Source organism: Pseudoalteromonas luteoviolacea H33-S (assembly GCF_001625695.1).
GTDB lineage: Bacteria > Pseudomonadota > Gammaproteobacteria > Enterobacterales > Alteromonadaceae > Pseudoalteromonas > Pseudoalteromonas luteoviolacea_B.
This window is the reverse complement of the sequence record NZ_AUXY01000083.1, coordinates 97,131-117,660: the sequence shown is the minus strand read 5'-3', so window position 1 is coordinate 117,660 and position 20,530 is coordinate 97,131. Positions and strand designations below refer to the sequence as shown.

Annotated in this window: 14 protein-coding genes; 10 read left to right on the top strand and 4 right to left on the bottom strand. The window is 39.0% G+C overall.

What is annotated here, in order from left to right; translation table 11 throughout:
• The first annotated feature begins 225 nt into the window (after positions 1-225).
• The 5 genes from N477_RS16620 (at position 226) to N477_RS16600 (ending at position 7,238) form a co-directional block, all read left to right on the top strand.
• Positions 226-1,476 (top strand): efflux RND transporter periplasmic adaptor subunit, encoded by a 1,251-nt coding sequence (locus N477_RS16620; protein WP_063362590.1) that lies wholly within the window; start codon positions 226-228, stop codon positions 1,474-1,476.
• A gap of 163 nt (positions 1,477-1,639) precedes the next feature.
• A complete protein-coding gene (locus N477_RS16615) occupies positions 1,640-2,347 on the top strand; it encodes an ABC transporter ATP-binding protein (RefSeq protein ID WP_063362591.1) in 708 nt (235 codons plus the stop codon).
• Complete coding sequence (locus N477_RS16610) at positions 2,344-4,794, top strand: ABC transporter permease (protein ID WP_063362592.1); 2,451 nt, start codon at positions 2,344-2,346, stop codon at positions 4,792-4,794. Before N477_RS16615 ends, N477_RS16610 begins: the two co-directional genes overlap by 4 nt.
• A gap of 264 nt (positions 4,795-5,058) precedes the next feature.
• Entirely contained in the window at positions 5,059-5,760 is a 702-nt protein-coding gene (locus tag N477_RS16605) for a hypothetical protein (RefSeq protein ID WP_155731934.1), read from the top strand.
• A 236-nt stretch (positions 5,761-5,996) separates the two neighbouring features.
• The gene (locus N477_RS16600) at positions 5,997-7,238 is read left to right on the top strand and encodes a PLP-dependent aminotransferase family protein (RefSeq protein WP_063362594.1); all 1,242 of its coding nucleotides are present in this window, start codon (positions 5,997-5,999) and stop codon (positions 7,236-7,238) included.
• 428 nt (positions 7,239-7,666) lie between these two features.
• Here the strand turns inward: N477_RS16600 and N477_RS16595 are convergent, their stop codons facing one another.
• Positions 7,667-8,692 (bottom strand): TauD/TfdA family dioxygenase, encoded by a 1,026-nt coding sequence (locus N477_RS16595; protein ID WP_231098121.1) that lies wholly within the window; start codon positions 8,690-8,692, stop codon positions 7,667-7,669.
• Between the two features lie 778 nt (positions 8,693-9,470).
• On the opposite strand from N477_RS16595, the gene N477_RS16590 reads away from it, so the two are divergent.
• Positions 9,471-10,376: a DUF1444 family protein gene (locus tag N477_RS16590; protein WP_063362595.1), complete on the top strand. Its 906-nt coding sequence runs from the start codon at positions 9,471-9,473 to the stop codon at positions 10,374-10,376.
• A gap of 555 nt (positions 10,377-10,931) precedes the next feature.
• Here the strand turns inward: N477_RS16590 and N477_RS16585 are convergent.
• Together N477_RS16585 and N477_RS16580 are read right to left on the bottom strand one after the other, a co-directional pair.
• Positions 10,932-11,684, bottom strand: coding sequence for a hypothetical protein (locus N477_RS16585; protein ID WP_063362596.1), 753 nt, complete (start codon positions 11,682-11,684; stop codon positions 10,932-10,934).
• Between the two features lie 334 nt (positions 11,685-12,018).
• Positions 12,019-12,291 (bottom strand): helix-turn-helix transcriptional regulator, encoded by a 273-nt coding sequence (locus tag N477_RS16580; protein WP_063362597.1) that lies wholly within the window; start codon positions 12,289-12,291, stop codon positions 12,019-12,021.
• Between the two features lie 234 nt (positions 12,292-12,525).
• Here N477_RS16580 and N477_RS16575 point away from each other — a divergent pair, with 234 nt between their 5' ends.
• From N477_RS16575 to N477_RS16565, 3 genes are all read left to right on the top strand, one after another.
• Entirely contained in the window at positions 12,526-12,789 is a 264-nt protein-coding gene (locus tag N477_RS16575) for a helix-turn-helix domain-containing protein (protein ID WP_063362598.1), read from the top strand.
• Positions 12,790-13,169: 380 nt separating this feature from the next.
• Positions 13,170-13,427, top strand: coding sequence for a hypothetical protein (locus tag N477_RS16570; RefSeq protein WP_063362599.1), 258 nt, complete (start codon positions 13,170-13,172; stop codon positions 13,425-13,427).
• A gap of 179 nt (positions 13,428-13,606) precedes the next feature.
• Positions 13,607-13,837 carry a hypothetical protein gene (locus tag N477_RS16565; RefSeq protein ID WP_063362600.1) on the top strand — a complete coding sequence of 77 codons (231 nt, stop codon included), beginning with the start codon at positions 13,607-13,609 and terminating at the stop codon, positions 13,835-13,837.
• Positions 13,838-13,892: 55 nt separating this feature from the next.
• Here N477_RS16565 and N477_RS16560 read toward each other — a convergent pair whose 3' ends face one another.
• Positions 13,893-17,801, bottom strand: coding sequence for a response regulator (locus N477_RS16560; protein ID WP_196760640.1), 3,909 nt, complete (start codon positions 17,799-17,801; stop codon positions 13,893-13,895).
• A 371-nt stretch (positions 17,802-18,172) separates the two neighbouring features.
• On the opposite strand from N477_RS16560, the gene N477_RS16555 reads away from it, so the two are divergent.
• Positions 18,173-19,741, top strand: coding sequence for a hypothetical protein (locus tag N477_RS16555; protein WP_063362602.1), 1,569 nt, complete (start codon positions 18,173-18,175; stop codon positions 19,739-19,741).
• Positions 19,742-20,530 lie beyond the last annotated feature (789 nt).

The following is a 20,530-nucleotide window of genomic DNA, read 5'->3' as shown; positions in this document are numbered from 1 at the left end:
TAGTTAACTGAAAATAAAGGAGTTAACTGAAAATACAGATACTTTTATCATTAACTTCGTTAAAACAAGCAAATCCCGATTAGCGGGCCATAATAAAAGTCAAGCCGAAAGCATAAATATAAAGGATGCTTCAGCCCAAGCATCTCCGACTTTGACCCCTTTTAATTATGTAATATTCATGTTATAAACCTAATAATAATATTAAGTTAGGAGTACTATTAGCCAATGGACGTCATTAGATCCCACTCCAACAAAAACAAAAAGAAATCCGCTATATTTTTGCTGATTCTAATTTTTCTTGGGGTCTTATTTGTATCAGCAAGAGGACAATCCGATAACATACCAGATATTGAACGAGACAAGCTCATTTGGGGAACGGTTCAACGGGGAGATTTGCAAGTGCTCGTTGGTGGTTATGGTGTTTTACGTTCTAAAAAGCAAACCCTGATTACTTCACAGACCCCGGCGACGGTGAAAGAAATATATTTGCGTCCAGGAGCAAAAATTGAACAAGACAGCGTGATCATGCAGCTTGATAACCCGGAAGCGTATAAAAACTTAGAAGCTGCTAGAATTGCCCTGGCAAAAGAAAAGGCAAACCTGAGAAAGTTGAAACTCAGTAACCGTCAGAAATTATTATCAGAAAAGTCCAAGCTAGCAGAATTACGGTCTGAATACGAAGTGGCAAAACTGAAACAAATTGCTGAGCATAAACTGGTAAAAGACGGAATCGTCTCCAGTATTACTTACCAGACTACAGTGCTGAACGTTGAACAAATGAAATTGCGGGTAAAATTGCTCGAAGAGGCTTTTGAGCAATATAAAGCAGTAAACCTAGAGGTTGAGAACATTCAACAAGAAGAAATCAACGAATATGCGAATTTATACCGTAGCGCGGCTGAGCAAGTCGAACGGTTAACGGTCAGAGCCGGTCTAGCTGGTATTTTACAACGCATGCCGGTTGAATTAGGGCAAAGCGTCACCGCAGGCCAGGAATTAGCCTTAGTCGGTAGCAAAGATGACTTATTAGCGATGATAAAAGTCTCTCAATCAAATGCGGACCAGCTACAAATTGGCCAGCAAGTCAGCGTCAAATCAATACAAGATAAAATGGCTGGGAAAATCAGTCGCATCGCTCCGCAAGTTAATGAGGGCACTATCGAGATTGAAATTACCTTCGACACTCCTGCGCCACCTTCAGCTCGCCCTGAATTAAGTGTGGACGCAGAAATTGTCATTACAACTTTAAAAGACACCCTCTTTATTGAGCGCCCGATCAATGCCCAAAAAGACGGCCAAATGGAATTGTTCAAATTAGACTCCGAAAACGAATGGGCCGAGAAAAAACTGATCAGTTTTGGTAATGAATCAGGAAACCTGATAGAAATATATGGCGGTGCGGCAGAAAATGATCGGTTGATTTTGTCTAGTCTGCCAAATTTCAAAGATGCTGACCGGATTCAAATTTTAAATTAGTACAGTCATTTCTGCTAGCCCATTAAGAAGCGTTCCTGCAGCATTTAGGACTAGCCAAAAAAAAGACCTGACAATTTTGCTCTGTGCTCAAATTACCATAACGCATTCTCGAGCAGATTAGCCAAGGTAATATAACAATTATTATAACGAAAAAGGAAAGATAATGAGCAAGCCTATTCTCACCATGAAGGGGATCAGTAAGGTTTATCACACAGGCGAAATGGATACCTATGCACTTAAAGACATCAACTTAACCATTAATCAGGGAGACTTCATTTCAATCAGTGGTCCATCTGGCAGTGGTAAGTCAACCTTACTCTCATTATTGGGTTTGCTAGATACGCCAGATAGCGGTCAATACTTTATCGGTGATCAGGATGTCTCCAATCTTTCCTTAACGGAAGCTGCTTATGTCAGATGTGAAAAGATGGGTTTTATTTTTCAGTCATTCAATTTAGTTGACGAACTCTCTTTATTTGAAAATGTTGCTATGCCGCTGCGTTATAGAAGAGAAAAGCTCAGTGAAAAAGAGATCCAAGAAAAGGTCATGCATAGTTTAAGCACTGTTGATATGACCCACAGATCAGCTCACAAGCCAAATCAACTGTCCGGAGGCCAACAACAACGGGCTGCAATTGCTCGGGCACTTGTTGGCTCACCAACGCTTTTACTGATTGATGAGGCCACCGGGAACCTAGATTCTAAAAACAGCGATCAGGTTATGGAGATGTTCACTCGGTTAAATAACGAAGGAACTACCTTGTGTATGGTTACCCATGACCCTCGCTGTGCAGATATGGCGAAAAGAAGGCTTGATTTACTTGACGGTAAACTTGAAGACTCACCTATAGTAGAGCAGGTTGTTGCATGAGCATATTCAGGGAATTTCGACTCGCCCTGAGCTCGTTATCTCAGGTAAAAGGCTACAGTTCCGCTATCATTTTAACTTTAGGGGTAACTCTTGGTGCTTTAGTTGCTATTTTTATGGTTAATTACCAGTTACTTTCGGCACCCTTACCTTATGATAATCAGGATAGATTGTTCATCTCCAAGGGTAATTCACTTAAGGATGGCGAAATAAGATTCAGCGACTCTTCACCATACCCGGCACTTATGAATGCTTATAGCTTTAGCGATTCGGACTTCGAACAAAAAGCCTTAATTAATTTTAATGTCGATATTATTCGCAACCTTCCAGCCTCTCCCAGAGTTAATCTGAGCTATATCACACCGGAATACCTAGATATGCTCCAAACCCCTTTTGCCCTTGGCCGGAATTTCAATGCCCGGGAAGGACTGGAAGCAAAAGCGCCGGTTGCCATCATCAGCTATGACGCATGGGATAAATTATTTGGTAAACGCCAAGACGCTGTTGGCAAAACTTTGCGCTTTGGTGAGACCAATTTCAAAATAATCGGTATCACCGCAAAAGAGTTTGTTGAACCCGAGCTTGTGTCCATTGGTCGGTTAACCGATGTATGGCTATCTTGGGATTTTAACTTGACCGAAGAAGGCTGGCGCCACTCCTGGGGTGGGCAACTATCAAACCATCACCTAATCGGACTATTAAAGCCGGGAGTCAATCCTCAGCAAGTATCCCATAAATTAACCAGCCGATTAAACAACCAATATCGTAAAGAGTTGGCCGGACGCTCATTTTTTAAATCATCAAGCATAGAATTCAAGTTAACTTCTTTTCGGGAAAAAATTATTGGTGACAGTTATCAGCAAACCCTACTGCTTTTTACCGGTGTATTTCTATTGCTGATGATCGCTGTCGCAAATACCATGAATCTTATCCTAGCAAGAACGGCAAACAGGCAGCGGATCATGGCCATTCAAGCCGCTTTAGGCGCACAAAAAAGCGATTTATTTCGCTCAACTTTAATTGAAATGTCCTTGTTAATGACTGCCACCGTTTTATTTTCCTTGGCTTTTTCTTATATGGGCATAGATTATATTAAACAGCTGCAACTTGATTGGCTGCCCAGAGCCAATGAGCTAAGCTTTAATTGGCTTTCCGTTGCCTTTTCGGCTTTAGTCTCGAGTCTCATCGCATTACTAACTTCTCTATTGGTTAACAGGCAAATTGATTATCGTAAGCTGAGCCAGATGATGTTAAGCGGTGGTAAAGGCACAGCCTTACAGGTGTCGAAAAAAGTGCGTAACATCTTAATTTTAAGTCAAGTGGCCCTTACTGCGACTATGCTTTGCGTCAGTATCCAGGTTTTTCATCAGTCAATGAGCAATATCATTCAGCCTTCCGGACTAGCGACAAATAACGTCTATCAGGTTAAAGTTGATATTGGCATCGCCAGGCTTGCTTCCACCAAAGTCCTAGGAGAGAATTTAAAAGCCCTTCGCAACCAGTTTACCGAAAACCCAAAAATTAAAAATGCCAGTATCGCCATGGGCTTCCCACTTTCGGAATCAACCGATGAACATTTTTTCAGCTATTTATCTGAAGATGCTGAATTCCAAAAGCAACAGCAAGGCGTGGTTTCGTTAGTCGATGAAAACTACCTGGATATTTTGAAATTTGAGCTGATTAAAGGCAAAACCTTTTCTGCCAGTGATTATGATAATGCCAAAAACGTTATCATTATCAACGAGACTTTCGCCGACAAACTGGCGCTCGAAGAAGAGATAATAAACAAGCGCTATTTTTGGATCAATGCCCCGGGAGATAGCCCTTATGAAGTGGTTGGTGTCGTCAGAGATCTGACTTTACCCGGCAAAGAAGAACTGCCGCGAGTGTTTATTCCTTATATGGCATTTGATTTTCCGGAGATCTTAATAGAAGTAATGCCCAATCAGAACTTATCAGCCATTGAGTTAAATCAAATGATGGCGCGGGTTAATAAGGAATTTAAAGTATCAAAATTAATTGATATTACAGATGCCCATGACAGGCTTGTTCATCATGATAAGTTTCTCGCAGGTGCTGCGGCGGTATTAACTTTGCTAACACTATTTTTAGCCTCTGTTGGAGTTTACGGCATATTAGCATACAGTATCCAGCTGCGTCGCTCTGAGTTAGGTATTCGTATGGCAATTGGTGCCACGCCAGCAACTATTTATCTGGAAATCATTCGTGAGAATTTTACCACCGTTTTAGCCGGATTTGTTGCAGCAGGCGTCATAGTTACCGGGCTCTGGTTATGGCTGGAAAACACTTCGTTTGTTGACGAAATAAGTCTCTGGGGCGCACTATTTCCCGTGCTGCTCATCGTGATATTAACGGCTCTGGCGAGCTTATTTTCAGCCTGGCGAATAATTAGTAAACCTGCTATTCATTCATTACAAAATGCACAATAGCAGGTTGATGACGTAGCCAGGTACTCTGGTTACTCTTTCGCTACCATAGAGGTCGTGACAAACGCCGATAATAAAGGAGATTTCGGGACAGGTAAATTAACTGTACATATATCTTTGACCCTGACCCGATTTTAAACATATTAAATAAAACTATATTTGCATAAATTAATCCGATAACATTTATTTAAAATAATCACAGCCTATCGGTTGTTTTATTTTTAATAGGACAAACACAAGAGTTTTTTTGAAGGAAGAAATATCATTATGCCGAAGATTTTGATGAAATTTCACGCATTTTTTTTCATATTAGTTTTAACTGGTTGCGCCCCTAGCACCGTTCACCTTCATAGTTATAAAGTGCCTGAAGCAGAGAAAAATGAAATAGTGACTGCTTTAGAAGCAACAGGCCTGAAAGTCTTAATAAGCGAACGTAAGCCGCCGTTGGTGAATATGGGCAGCTTCATTATTTACCCTAAAGATGATGGCGATAATGATGATTTAGTTAAAATTCTTAATATTATAAATGAAAAAGGTTACACGACAGGATTAATTGCCAAAAACCGAGTAAAAAATCACGAATATAGGAATAGTAACAATATTGGTCTTTATCTGGTAAATTCCGACGGTCTGATGTCCATGCGAGAACAATTAGCTGCAGAGTTTGCTGTCGATATTACTGAAGTCGAATTTAGCAGCACTAATTGTACCGAAGCCTACAAACTCTCTTTTGATAAAGACGGAAGTGCAAGAATTAATGATATATCTCTGCTTTGGTCAAAAAACGAGGATACGGTTGTCCTTTCACACCAAAACCAAAGTCAAAAATTTACCTATTCGAACAAATATGAAAGAAATGGCGCCACAAGAGAGCTCGTTATGCAATTGGTGCCTTATAGAAACAACACACTTGACAGTATTAAATACTTTAATTGCAAATATCAAAGCCGCACACCGCTGATTGAATAAGGGGCAACAAGCCCCGACTTTACACTATAAGATTGCCAGCCCCCAATTCAGGTAAAGGCACTATCAAAAAGAAGGTAAGCAAACGATTAACTGACAGCAGCCGGTTTTCAGACCAATTGCCTACTGCATGAACCGTCAAAGTTTCGGGCCTGGGAGATTACAGTAGCTTTAAAAGCAAACCCCAATATTTTGACAATTTTTAATATACACATGTTTTTCAACTGTAAGGAAGTGGTATGTCCCAAGCTCAAGTCATGAACTTTTTGAATGAAGTTGCCATGCAATTCCCCGACGCGATATCTTTTGCCTCGGGCAGACCCCATGCAAAATTTTTAAATCACTCCAACTGGGAAAGGCATCAGGCCGTTTTCACTGAATATTTTGCTGAACAAAGGGGAATTAATACCACAAAAGCAGCTAATCAAATTTGTCATTATGGGCCAAGCACAGGGATCATTAACGGTATTTTACAAAAATATCTGGCAACCGATGAAAACATTCACGTGGACACTGCTAACATAGTCATCACTAATGGCTGCCAAGAAGCCTTGCTATTAGCTTGTCTGAATGAACTTAAAGAGCCTTCGGATTGCGCCCTGACAATAGACCCAAGTTATGTGGGTTTCTCCGGTATGGTGAATACCCTAGGCAAGCGTGTAGAGCCTGTAGAACTGCACAGATTGACCGACATTGAGCAAAAGACTTATCAATTTAACTGGGACTATTTGAGAGAGAAAGTTGAGCAGTTAAAACATCAAAATATTAACGCAAAGATCATTTATATCAATCCTGATTTTAATAATCCCCTCGCCTACCAGTTATCGATAAATGAACGCCAGGAGCTACTCAAGATCTGCCAGGAATTGAACTTACGTATCATAGAAGATGACCCCTATTCTAGGTTCAAGTTCACCGACAGTGAACAACCGTCTTTAAAAGCCCTGGATAAATTTGGCCTTGTATACCATATAGGATCTTTTTCCAAAACCTTCTGCCCAGGGGTACGTGTCGGTTATATTGTGGCTCCTAATGGAGCCATAGCACATGCATTGGGGACCATAAAAAGCTTGACCTCCGTAAATACCAGTTCGATATCACAAAGTGTGATCGGTGGCTGGCTGATAGAGCAACAATATTCCCTGAACAATTGGATGGAGCCAATAAACCAACAATATTTAAGTCAATGCCATGCCATGAATAATGCCCTAACAGAAAACTTCCAACATAAAGAAGGAGTTCAGTGGAATAACCCTAACGGTGGCTTCTTTTATGTCATTAAAGTGCCGTTTAACTTTACCAAAGAACATATCACAGCTTGTGCTAATGAAAATAAGGTCATCTGCATGCCAGTCAGTTTCTTTTCCCTATCCCCACAGATTTGGGCTCGCTATGTACGGCTTTCATTTAGTTACTATGAGCCAGAAAAAATTCATGAGGGAGTCAAGAGCTTCAGCCAGTATATAGTAAGGAATAGCTAAAGCCTCAAAACACAGGAGTGCTAGGTAACAACAAAAGGCCTGACACTCTGAGCGATCACCACTTCCAAGCGAATAAAGAGCCTGAAGGAAGTTGCTCGACGTAAGTAAAGCCGGTGCTCGAAACAGCGCCTTTAAGAGAGCTTGAGTTTAGCCTAATTGCATAATAAACAAGATCAGCACAACAAAAATGCTAATCCCTCACCTTTTTAATCTACAAATACCCCTAACTTTACACGAAAGGTATTAACGGTTGTGGAACTAAGTGAGATGCAATATTCTTCAAAAAAACGTTACTTTAATCGTATCAATTACCTTACAAGTATTATTTAAAAATGAACTGGCATGCCAAGCAACGTTTAATTGAGATATATTACTATTTCAGCAATTGTGCATTTCCATGTTGGTAAAAACATACCAGCCATGTAGCTTTATGCTGGCATTGACAGTTTAACTTCAGCTAAAAGACAAGGCTCAGACATACCTGTGAGTACTAAGCGTTCTCCCGAAAAAGACTCTCGGCCATGAGCAACGAGCATGTTATCCACCATCAGGACATCTCCAACTTGCCACTGAAAAGTTACTTTTTCAGCTTCATAAGCTTGGATTAAAGTTTCAATGACTTCTGGCTCTATCTGTGAACCGTCTCCATAAAAAGTATGATTGGGCAACTCTTGATTACTATAAGACTCTCGTAGGAAATTTTGCATTTCAGTATCTAACGTGGCCAAATTAAAAAAGGTGCAATGGTTAAACCAGCAATTTTCATTGGTTGCAGGGTGCTTAGATACCATTGGCCTTACCTGACGAGTAGTTAAGGTAATATCATCATCTCCCCATAAAAAATCAATTTTATTATTACGACAGTAATTCTCGACTTGCTCTTTGTCTTCAGTTTGATAGCAATTCTGCCAGCTAACATACATATATTTCATAAAGTTTCGCTGGTATAAATAGCCTTTCTCAATAAACTTATTTCTGATATCTTCGGGAATACGCTGGAAAATTTTCCGAGTGTCGGCTAATGGAGTACAGCCACCAGATTCGGCCTCAATGTGGCAATTAAAATAGATATGTAACGGGAAGGTTAAATTAAATGATTGTTCTGTATGAAGAAAAATTTCATTTTCCTTAGGCTGCGAAGTCGATGTATAAATATTTCCAGAAACAGTATCCCTTGGTGAAGAACGCTCCATGTACTTAATCGCTTGTGAGCTGGTAGCTTTAATAACCTGCTCAAATACTTCTGCCGAGTCGACATCAAAGCCTCGAAATAACACAGCGCCATATTGTTCTTTTTTTGCTGTTATATAGGTTTTGTTTTTTTCAGCCCACTCTACCAAGTTTATAGAAGTATTTTTTGCTGTAATAACAAGTGGTAAGCTTTGCTCCGGTGAAATAAAGCTTGTTGTTATGGAACGCTCGGCTTCTTCTGCAATAACGTTGTTTATGTTCAAAATATTTTTCCTTAACAAATTAAAAAACTTTTAGTAATTGAATCCTACCAATATATTGGGTGGAAAATTTATTGAAGTTATAATGCTTTATCATCAAACAGTTGAATATTTTTCCCATATTCGACTGACAACATATTGGTTCGACACAGACTGGCTAGACTATCACTGTGCAGCTGCTTTTAGAGCTTCTACCTAGGCTAAGGCATCTAAATATCGTAGTTATTCATTTTTGGTCACGAATCCCCTTGGTATCAAGTTATATATTAACCTTACAACAAGCAAATTTAGCCCCTTCACGTTTTAGTTGCTCAAACTCCACAAAATCGGTGGCTTTCTTACCAAACACGCTTAATTTCAGGCTTAATCTTTTTATCAATGTGATACCAATTACTGCGAAGTTTCATATTCTTCTCAAGTGTTTTATAACGATAAAACTTTGATGGTGCAATGTATTTTTCTTCTCCTAGTAAAATTACCTCAAATACTCTAGGGAGCTATCACCTATATTAATAAACGTCGCTTTTCTACTGATTTTTTTAAATTATCGACTCCAAAACCGAACAAATCATAAAGTTGAGCTGTTTCTTTAAGGAGTTGCGTTATAGTATTTAGATTGAATCCACTTTCTCTACCCTACTCCGCAGTCTTATTTTTTCGCTCACTCATGAGCTTGATTTTCTTGCTAAATTGTTAAAAATATAATAAAAACAATAACTAAAGATATAGAAGATAATTACCGTTATTATGTGCTAGAAGTATTTTTATATGGATTTAAATAATGAAAAAAGCCCTGCTTTTCTCTGTGGTGATGGGATTATCGTCTTCGTTTTATGCGCTCTCGTCACCAAGCTCTAATTCTCTACTATCTGAACAGGCATTTACACAGGCCTACTTGAAAGAGACACAAAAACACTTTAAAGATACAAAACTCGAAGTAACCGGTGACTTATTACTTGAGATCACTTATGACAAAGGCATCGCCCTTTCTACAGATTTAACCAATGCGTATTTGAGGTACTCTCAGGAGAAAGATTTACTTACAGATATATTTGCAGATCATATCAATTCAAGTAAAAGTGTTAACTTATTAACTGATGAGTCTAAATTACAAATTAGTCAATTAAAGCCTGTCACAAAGCCGACCTCTTATATTGAAGGACTCACCGCTAAAATTAATCAATCCGGTGATAAAAATGTTCCTTTTCCTTTTTACTATGAGCCCATTAATGATGAGATCGTACTAATGTTAGCCATAGATACCCCCACAAGTATTCAGTATGTTGGTAAGGAAAAGTTAGATGAATTCAACTTACCCCCAGAGCAATTAAAGCAGATTGCTCAAGCTAATTTGGATTCATACTTAGAAAAGATAGGTGCAAAATTTCAAAAGATTGATCAAAAAGACGAAAGCTGCAATTTATATATGTTTGTTGCAGATGAAATCTACGAAGCAAGTGCCGTGTTTACTGATTACTTTAAGCAACAAGTTAAAGCGACCTTTAAGGGACCTATCGCAGTTGTATTACCCAATAGAAGCAGTGTTCTAGTTGTTCCAATGGATGACGAAGCTGGTCTTTATCAAATTGCTATGCTCGCTTACTCTGAGTGTCCAAACCTATCATACAACGTGTCACCATTTGCTTATGAATATCATGATGGTGAGCTGAAACGCATCCTGTTTTAAGCTTATCGATGGCGTGCCTGTAATGATACAGGTAACGCCATTCGCTTTTTTACAAAGTCAATGCAACTCCTCTCATTGGTGGTGGTGGCTACACAACAAATTCGGCCCAATGTGATCAAGGAGATTTGCCAACTCATTTTAATGTGTGTCACCCTCAAACTCACACCATTACTTGCTAGTCGATAAAACTGAAAGAGCCTATTAGATCCTCTTTTTTAACACTTTGAACACCATCTAATACACTAATCAATTCACCATCACTGTTGTTTGGTATCTGATTAAGAAGCATACCCAGAGTGCTAATATGCTCTCTGTTACCTCGCATGGATACTTGCGTCTGTACCTTATTTGAACTGCAGCGATATGGCACACCAACGCTGAGTATTAGTATTGTGGTTATTACCGAGCAGATCCCCCAACCCCTTTAGTCATCGCCAAAAAAACTTATGGAATTTTTTTAATTCGATACACCACAAAGACCTGAAGGATTTCAGTCTGAATTAGAATAAGTAGAGGCTTTATAAAAACCTCTACATACCATCTAAAACTTAGTGGTTAGTATGAATACACTGTATAATCTCTATCTGGCGCTGGGCTATGATCATAACCTAAGTCCCAAGCTTCCACAGCACGTGTCGTACCACCTGCATTTTTGCAAATAATTTCAGATACAACGTATCTATATACATATTGTCCATCCGCCAAGGCTGCGCCTTCTGTACTAAAATGCGCACTGTTAAAAGCCAGCCCTTGTTTGCTTTCAATAACATTTGGGGCTTGCCCGACTAAATTCGAAAAAGTGCACTGGCCATCTGGTGCATTATTATTTACGAAGGCAGCTGATACATAATTTATATTTTCATAATACCCTGCATGACTACCATTTACCCAATCTGATACTGTCACCTGACTCTCCCAATTAATGGCTGGTGCAGCGGGGATTTTGTGATATACCGTAGAGGTTTTTCTACCACTATGACAAGTGATTTGCAAAGACTTCGGCGTGCTCTCAACACCACTGGGTAATGTGCCAGTAATAGCAGTATTCCCTTGTACAGGTAACTCTGCCAACACTTGCCATGTATTTTCATTTATTACCTGCGCATTGGAGCAGTTTACACCAGCATCCGTAACAAAAAACCGCGCGGAGAAGTGCAATGCACTGCGGCTTTGTACTTCAATTTCAGTAATTGGACCATGTGTATATTGCGTAGTAATACCAGCTTGTGCATCTGTATCGTAGATCACTTCATTAGAAACGGCTGACATAGAGACTACAGCACATATTACAGCTATTTTATTAATCATAATAATTCCTTTTTAATTTTGGGTGGAAGCGGCGCCAAAACTGCCTATAAAATAGACGCTGCGTTCCTACTATATTTCCAAGTCATCGCCTGTCAATATAGGCAGTATTGATAATTTCAATTTCTGCCAATAGATGCTATGCAATGAAACACAAATTGGCTTTATACCACCCGTAGTAGCACCTGTTGCCATCTGTAAACTGTATGTATATGTTAAAAGTTATTACTGCGAAGCGCATACAGCTTGCTCAATCATAAATTACTCATGCGAGGTATTAGCCTTAATACACATCACTTTCATAAACGCCACGCAAGCTCGCTGAAAACAATGTCCGCTATTTATCACCTAAGTACCTGATACAAGGCAACGAAAAATCATCACCAAATATTAAGTACATTTCATAAACCAGCTCTATGGTCATATAGGTTTTTCCGTTCTCAAAGTTACTGATTGTCGCCTGATCTACACAAAGCTTATCGCCTAGCTGCTTTTGCGTTAAGTTATTGCGTTTCCTAATGAACTTTAAGTTATGCTGCATCTCTAACATTAACTTATTAACGACTAATCTGCGTCTCACAGCGTCATGTCTCATAAATCTACTAACCATACATTTTCCCTATAGAATTGGTTGTCGATATCAAGCAAAATTTGATTCTTAGTACTTACAATTTCTAATCCCTACTGTTTAGACGATTTACAAATAGCTTTTGCTTTTGTGTCAAAGCTATGTTTAAGTCGATAAAACATTCAAATGTTTACTTATGAAAAATCAATGTTAATATTATGAAACTTAGTATGCGGAAAAATCTCCGAAAAAATAAAATGGAAGAGGATAAGGAAAGTGATAAGTGGTGATGACCTAAAAAGCATGAGAGTCAATGCAGGTTTAACCCAAAAAGAGATGGCTGATAAGCTCGGTATCTCGAGAGAAACCGTTAGTAACTATGAGTTAGACGTGGGTCAACCCAAAATGAGGGACTTCTTGAAATGGCTTTTATTTTGCAAAATCGATACTCGCTCTTTAGTGAATCAGATCGATCAAATTCAAAATCAAGTAAATGGAAGTGTTAAAAGAGCTCACCACACGAAGAAAAAAGTAAAGTAGCGGCAAAACCTTATAAATTGAGTTATTAAAGTTACAAAGTGCCGCCATTTTATTTTAAAAAACATGTAATTACTTTTTTTAGATAAAATATTCACTATTCTGCACTACCGCCAAACCTTAACTGTTGCCTTTAAAACTTAGCGAATATGAAACGTTTTATTTTTAAGCAATACCTTACAAGCAACTCTATTAACATCTCATCTCTTGTGCAGTATAAGCTATAAAAATCACAAGTTAATTAATACAAACCGTTTAACTAAAATAGTTTAGGATAGCTAGTTTATAAGTAACTCGTGGTACTTTTATTGCTCATTTTGATGTTTTTTTATACCTGACACTCGTTGTATATAGGATAGTTAATCAACATTAAGGAAAATAATATGAAGTTATCTTATTTCGTAATAGGCGCAGCGCTAGCAATATCTACTGCATACTCAAACACAGCAAAGTCCAATGGGCTAACAACTACACCTATAAAAGGGTATTTGATCACATGCTATATTGCTGGGGGCATAGATAACCCAGGCATAGTGTTGTGGCGTGGTTTGGCAGTCGGCGAAGCTCAACTTAGTTATATGAAGCAAAGTTGCTATATGAATAGAGGCACTCCTGACGTAACAGAACTCCCTTTACGCTAATATTTTGAATTATTGATATTTAGCTTTGTGTCGGGTATTGCTTACTCAACCAGCTTGGTAAAACACACTCACAATGCTGTTTTAAATGAAAAATCTCATTTCAGGTACAAACTACTTATTTTTTTCTTGTTAATAACGTCGTAAAGAGGAAATAAACGCTAATCAATAAGGAATGTAAAATGAAATTAGCATCTATTATCTCGGGAACCGTCATGGCTTTTACATGTGTAGTATCTTTGAGTAATCAAGCAAATGCCGCTAACTCGCCAGTAATCATGTTTACCTGTGAAGATCCGTACTCTTCTCTTCACCCGATTTGGCAAGAAATTGTATACAATGAGAGAGATGTCAGAACACTATATTATGAATGTCGTATGGAAGGCGGGATTTCTAATATCAGATACTTGTAAAAGTAGCTGAACCGAGCAAAAAGAGGTGTATACACCTCTTTTAAAAGCTATCTCATTATATGACCGTTTTATGCTTCTCTCTTTGCTTTTGGACATACGTTTTAGCTGTCATCCCGTAGTGCTTTTTAAAGCAGGCACTAAAATAAGACGAAGAGTTAAACCCTGCTAAATCCGCGACCTCAGCAACACTTTTACCATGTAGCAATGGCGTAATAGACTGATACAAACGATAGGTTCGTAGATATTCATTGGCTCCCATCGATAGTACCGCTGTTAACTTACGATGCAGCTGACGCTCACTCAAAGCCATTTCTTTTGCAATCTGAGTAACCGTTGTATCTGGTTGTTGATAACACTGATGAATCACTTTATCTAACTTATCTAAAAAGTCATAAATATGCGGCTCATCTTTAAACTTAAGCTTCGGTAGCATGGGTAAATCTATACTTTTGATATCTTTGTTATCAATACGAGCATGCCACTTAGCTAAATTAGCGGCTTGATGTAAAAAGACATTACGCACTTTTAATTCTAAAGCCTGAATACTGAACGGCTTGGTAATGTAGTCATCCGCTTGGCGGCTCAAACCTTCGAGCTCTTTTTGCTCATTGAGGTTTGCAGTCAATAAAATTACTGGAATATGCGCTGTTAGCGCATCACGCTTTACTCTGCTTAACAAACCAAATCCATCTAAGTTTGGCATCATCACATCTGAGATAATCAAATCAGGTAGTATTTCAGTTGCTATATCAACGCCTTGCAAACCATCCTCTGCTTGTACCACTTTATAATGAGACTCAAATACGCTGTTTAAAAGCACTAACATGTCCGGAGTATCATCGACAATCAGCAGCGTTTTCTCGCTCGTTTGTTCTGGCGTATTTGTGGCTGATATTGGTGGGGCTAAATCTTCTTTATTAGGTAAAGTATCGAAAATAATGCAAAATTCACTGCCTTTTCCTAATGCTGACTTTACATTGATAACACCACCCAATTCATCTACTACCGCTTTAACCACACTTAAACCAATGCCTAGACCGACACCTGTTTCGCGCCCGCTTCTCGTTCGATATTCAGGTGTAAAAATCGCTTTGTGCTCTGTTTCATCAATGCCAATTCCTTGATCTTTAACTCGCAAGCAACACTTTTGATCAGACTTAGTTTCCAAAACTTGGAGCTCAACCAGAACTTCACTGCCCATATGGCTATATTTAATGGCGTTACTGATAAGATTGCTGACGCATTTTTCGAGCTGATCGGCGAGTGCTTCAACTGCAATGTCTTTATCAATATTAGCAACAAGTGTTATTTGTTTTTTTTCCGCCAAAGGAGTAAACGCGGCAACCTGCTCGGCACATATTTGAGACAAGCCAAAACACATTGTTGGTAACTCAGCTCGCTTGTCTATCTGAGAAAGCGGTTTTTCGGAATTAGACACCTGCATCAACTGCTCAATCAATATTTTAAGTCTCTTGGCGTTGCTGATCACAATATTAGCCATCTGACTACGCTCATCAGCATGTTGAAGCCTCACCAGTTGCTCTGCTGGGCCTTGAATGAGTGAAACCGGTGTCATGAGTTCGTGTGACAATGTTCGTAAAAGTGTAGTTCGCTGCGCTTGTGCCAACGCCAATGCATCACTCTTTTGTGTAAGTAATGTATTTTGCTGGCTGATCTCTTTAGTTTGGGCGGCAACTTCAGCTTCCAACGCCAACTGAATGCGTCTAAGTGCATTAATTCTGGCTCGATAAATCGCTAATAAACCCAGCACAATCAGACACAAATACGCACAATATGCCCAATAAGTTGCATACCAAGGTGTTTGAATAACAAATGAAAACTGCGTCGTATTTGTTGACCAATTACCATTACTATCTGTGCTTTGTAGTAATAATTTATATGTACCGTGTTTAAGCTTGGGGATCATCAAGATACGGCCCTTGCCTAGCTCAATCCAAGTATTTGAAACCCCCTCGAGCTTGTACTTAAATCTCTGTTTAGATGGACTTGAGAAATTTGTATTTGCTAATACAAACCGCATACTGGCATGGTCATAAGGTAAGTCTGTTAAGCTAGACTGATTAAAATACTTTAATGTCTTTCCATCGGGTAGCGTCAACTCAAATTCGCTGACTTTTGGCGATGCATCCGAAAATGTTAGCTGGTCAGGGGTTAAAATGCTTAAGCCATCTGCACTTGCAAATACAACCTGCTCACTTAAACCTGCCCCAGCACTCGCTAAATAACCTTGCGCATATAACCCATCTCCCTTATCAAAATAGCGAATTTCATTTCGGTTAGTGTGAGGTGACCAGCTGAGCATGCCATGGCTATTGGCAAACCAAGCATCACCTTTATTATCAAATGCGATGCTCGTATCCGTCAGTGAACTTATTTTATCAGGCAAGGTACGCCATCGCTTTGAATTTAAATCAAACACATGTAAACCAACGTTAGTCTGCACAAACAAGTCAGCGTTTGGACTAATAATAAGGTCATACACAGCATTTTGAATATTTAGAGCATACTCTTCTTTTTCTACTAGCTTATCAGAGGCGATATCAAAAACTTGTAAGCCATTGCTTGTTGCGACCCACAAAGTGTCTTGAAAAAGTACAATATCGTGCACTTCATCACTAACCAAAGCTGAATTATCTGTATGAAAACGAGATACTTGGTATGTTTTACTATTCAATCGTGTCAAGCCATCAAAGCTATGAGCTAACCATAATGTATGATCGTTTTGAATCGCTATGGAGTATATTGCATCAGGTATTTTAGATTTTGCTAAGTCAAACTGCTGAATAACTGACATTGAAGTTGAGTCAATTTGCACAACACTTTTATACAAACTAGCCCAAACGCTTCCATCCGACGAGAACGCCAATGCCTGCGCTGATAAATCTTGTGTTTCAAGGCAAGACTTAAAATCCCCCTCAATGGAATAACGACAAACCCCAGCCAGTTGATCTGCAAGCCATAAATCACTTTTTACGGCAAGAATATCGTTTATTTCATATTGTTCAGTTTCACTAGGGTGAACAAATCGACGATTTTTTGTCGCTTGCTTATTGGCAGTATCGAGCGTTGCCCCTTCACTATAACTGCCAAACACAGTGACTTGCTTATCTTGAAATAACGTCAGTAAAGGAGGCAAGCCTTTACTTGTCTCAACCTCGCCACCTTTTAATTTGAGCAACCCCGTATTTAAAGATGCAGCCAATATTTGGCCATTCCCCTGGAGTAAATCAAATACATATCCAACGGTATCAAACTCATTTTGGTCTATATAACGTAATTTAACGATGTGGGAGTTCAAATCATAAGTCGCGAGCCCCACACCGTGCATCGCAAGCCATATAGAGCCATCGGCTAAGCGCCAAATTCTATCTGCAAAAATTATTTCTCCGCTTTCATCGGTGACATATTTTACACCTTGAGTATTCTTATCAACCAACATGATACCTGTATTGGTAGCAAGCAAGAGCTTATCATCTTCGGTATCAACAATTGATAAAACATGAGGGACTATCGCAGAACCATTAAATTTTAGTTCTACGTGAGCAAGCACTGTATTGGAGGCTTTATACAGCCCTTCTTTTGTCCCGACCCAAATCACTTTGTCATTTGATTCAAATAAACTGTATACATTAAATGCATCGCTTTTCTGGGAGGGCATGATTGGCTCAAACCGCTCACTGCGAGACTTAAGTACTTCCAAACCCTGATTGCCTGCAACCCAAAGCTGCCCACTTGAGTCAAATAATAAGTCACGGACTTTCAGAGATAAACTCAGCTCAGGTGTTTCATGTGCGGAGAAACGTATTACTTGCGTACCATCAAAACGCGCAATGCCCTGCTCTGTTGCCAACCACATATATCCAAGCTCATCGCGCTCTATATCGAATATACGATTACTGGGTAAACCATCCCCTACACCTAGTACGGGTGATAAGTTAGGCACAGCGATGCCTTTAGCACAAAAAAAGGCGCTAATAATAACTAAGTAAATAAAGAACACACGCAATAGATAATTGAAAATCATAATGACAGATTATTGTTATATATACTTATTTTTATAACTTCAGGTTGCAAACCCCTGTTCCTAGTTGACATAATAGCAACAACATAATAAATATTAAACAAGAATCTAAACACTAAATTTAGGCAGATAATCATACTTTTTTGTCTGTTTTGAGCTACCACCAACTCGCCCATATTACGTAAAATTATGCGCATTCATCAGTGCGTTGCGAACCAGATAATTTTGCAAGGCAATACTAAAAATAAATGATTAAGCAGTTACTTAATAAACCTGCGTAACAAGGAACATGCATGTTTACACCTCAATTAAAATCACTCACAGTAGCACTTTTATGTAGCTCTCTTTTCACTGCATGTGGTGGAAACGGCGGTACAAGCGGCCCATCTATACAATTAGATAGCAAGACATCAAATAACATACCAAGTAGTGATAACAAAAGCCAAGCTGATACAGGCTCTGACCAATCAAATAACAACGTAGATAATACAAAGCCGCCAGTCACAACTGAAGAAAATCGATATGCTAGACGCGGCAGAGTTATTGATGGCTACGTTTCGGGGGCTACGGTATGGCTAGACTTAAATAGCAACGCACAACAAGATAAAGATGAGCCATTCGCAATCTCCACAGATAAAGGGAGTTATCAGCTTGAATTAACACAGGAGCAAGAAAAGTGTGCAGCGTACGTACCAACGTATGTGGACGTTCCAGTAGGTGCGATTGATGAAGATTTAGGCGAGGTCACTAAAGCGTATAAAATGGTATTACCTCCAACGCTAAACAGTATTGAAAACTCAGAGATGCTGCACATCACGCCGCTCACGACTGTACTTTGGCAATCGCTGGATAAAACAGATGAATTTAATAATTCAACTTGTGCCGAAATCATTGCAAACAATCAACTTAAAGAGCAACTACAAATAGTTATGCAAGAAAGTACTGCTCAAGTTATCGAGCATTACAATATCTCTGAAGAGCAGCTGTTTAGCGATTACATTGAAAATGGTGATGAAAGCTTACAAAAATTAGCCGAGGATATCGTAAAAGGGTTACAAGCTAGCATCGAAAAACACTTGGCGTTAGCAAAAGAATATCTAGACGCCCATGAGATACGTGTACTTCATTATCAAGATACGCCATCAGAACAATCACAAAGCAACCAACTAGTTTGGTATCGACGTGTGCTTATTTTTGGCGAGGGCGATCAAACCATAGTGGATGAAACTGTACGCATGGATGACGATTTAGAGGATGTTTTGTTTGTCCATTACGATCGTAAAATTGAGCAAAGCCCGTGGGGAGAAGGCCATTCATACAGTCGAACGGTTGATATGGTCAAAAATAGTTCTGAAGACCTCGGTCTTTGCCATTACTCAGAAAAGCTCAGTTTCACAATTGATGGAATTACCTATTCACTAGATAACTACAAATCTGTTGATCGGACTTCACAGCAACAACTTTGTGATAACGATGTCGACTTTAGTGATGCCGTGTATCGAGGCTTGTCGGTCGACTACAGCAAAGGTTCTATCAACTATTTAGCTGAGTTTACACAAGACAGTAATACAAAAACTGATTTAGATGACTGGATCAACTTAGGTGACAAACCCAATATATTAGATATATTAATTCTAGTGCTGTACTTTGCACAATCCGGCTTTGAATTTGACAATGATGTCACTATCCCATTTTTCTCTTGGCATAAGCGTATCACAGATGATTCTGGCGACAATCGCGTCACAACATCTAAACACAGTGATGGCACATGGACTCGTCATACATATGAAGATGACGGCACATATGTCATGCACTGCAGTACCGATGGTGAGACTTGGAAGAGCTGTGAAAAACAAAATTAAGTAAAACTAAAATATATAGCCTCCCTTTAAACGGTGTAAAACATAGCGTGTTACACCGTTTTATACTTATATAAAACATTCAGGTTATTTCGTTCCCACCTTTCCTCGCTCTATCACATACTAAGCTTTACTTTCGTCAATTAAAATGCTCAACTGCCATAGTATTTAAAATAAAAAATGTAGGGAAATACAATATGGTAGAATTAAATGCAAATGATTTACTTAAAGTAGCGGGTGGCATATCTGGTGGAATAGAAAGGCCTGTAGTTATTCCTAGATAGCTCGATACTTTTGTCACCTAAACCAAACACTAGGGTTTTAAATTCTTTTTATTGCTCTAGTTTACGCTTTACGCGAACACAACTATTTGGTTACGCTACAAACCCCAAAACTTATCATTACACAATGCTTTTGCCATATAAACTCATTCTCAAATTTGCGTTTAAAAACAGGGCCATTCTAAAGAAAAGTTTATTGTTGAGGCACTGACTCTGCATCAGAAAACAAGTTTACAGACACATGGAGACGTGAAACAGCATCAAAAAATCAACAAAACTAATACCTATATGTGTGAGCAAAGAATCAACAACACCGCTATTTAGCCTACTTTTTCTTGAAATTAAAACCAGTTAAGGCTCTGAACTAAGCTATGAAGTCTAATTACCCCCCATTACTGCAACACTCTGACCAATTAAGTAAATAGCGCCTTTTAAATAAAGAAAAAACTATCCACAACCCCAATTCCCATAACAAAAAATAAGACCTGGAGGGAAGGTATCACGACTTTTT

Bases quoted from the DNA above. Each gene is read 5' to 3' on its own strand.
- N477_RS16615 (WP_063362591.1), top strand. From the start codon at position 1,640: ATGAGCAAGCCTATTCTCACCATGAAGGGGATCAGTAAGGTTTATCAC.
- N477_RS16555 (WP_063362602.1), top strand. From the start codon at position 18,173: ATGTTTACACCTCAATTAAAATCACTCACAGTAGCACTTTTATGTAGC.
- N477_RS16620 (WP_063362590.1), top strand. From the start codon at position 226: ATGGACGTCATTAGATCCCACTCCAACAAAAACAAAAAGAAATCCGCT.
- N477_RS16600 (WP_063362594.1), top strand. From the start codon at position 5,997: ATGTCCCAAGCTCAAGTCATGAACTTTTTGAATGAAGTTGCCATGCAA.
- N477_RS16610 (WP_063362592.1), top strand. From the start codon at position 2,344: ATGAGCATATTCAGGGAATTTCGACTCGCCCTGAGCTCGTTATCTCAG.
- N477_RS16580 (WP_063362597.1), bottom strand. From the start codon at position 12,291: ATGGTTAGTAGATTTATGAGACATGACGCTGTGAGACGCAGATTAGTC.
- N477_RS16585 (WP_063362596.1), bottom strand. From the start codon at position 11,684: ATGATTAATAAAATAGCTGTAATATGTGCTGTAGTCTCTATGTCAGCC.
- N477_RS16590 (WP_063362595.1), top strand. From the start codon at position 9,471: ATGAAAAAAGCCCTGCTTTTCTCTGTGGTGATGGGATTATCGTCTTCG.
- N477_RS16570 (WP_063362599.1), top strand. From the start codon at position 13,170: ATGAAGTTATCTTATTTCGTAATAGGCGCAGCGCTAGCAATATCTACT.
- N477_RS16565 (WP_063362600.1), top strand. From the start codon at position 13,607: ATGAAATTAGCATCTATTATCTCGGGAACCGTCATGGCTTTTACATGT.
- N477_RS16605 (WP_155731934.1), top strand. From the start codon at position 5,059: ATGCCGAAGATTTTGATGAAATTTCACGCATTTTTTTTCATATTAGTT.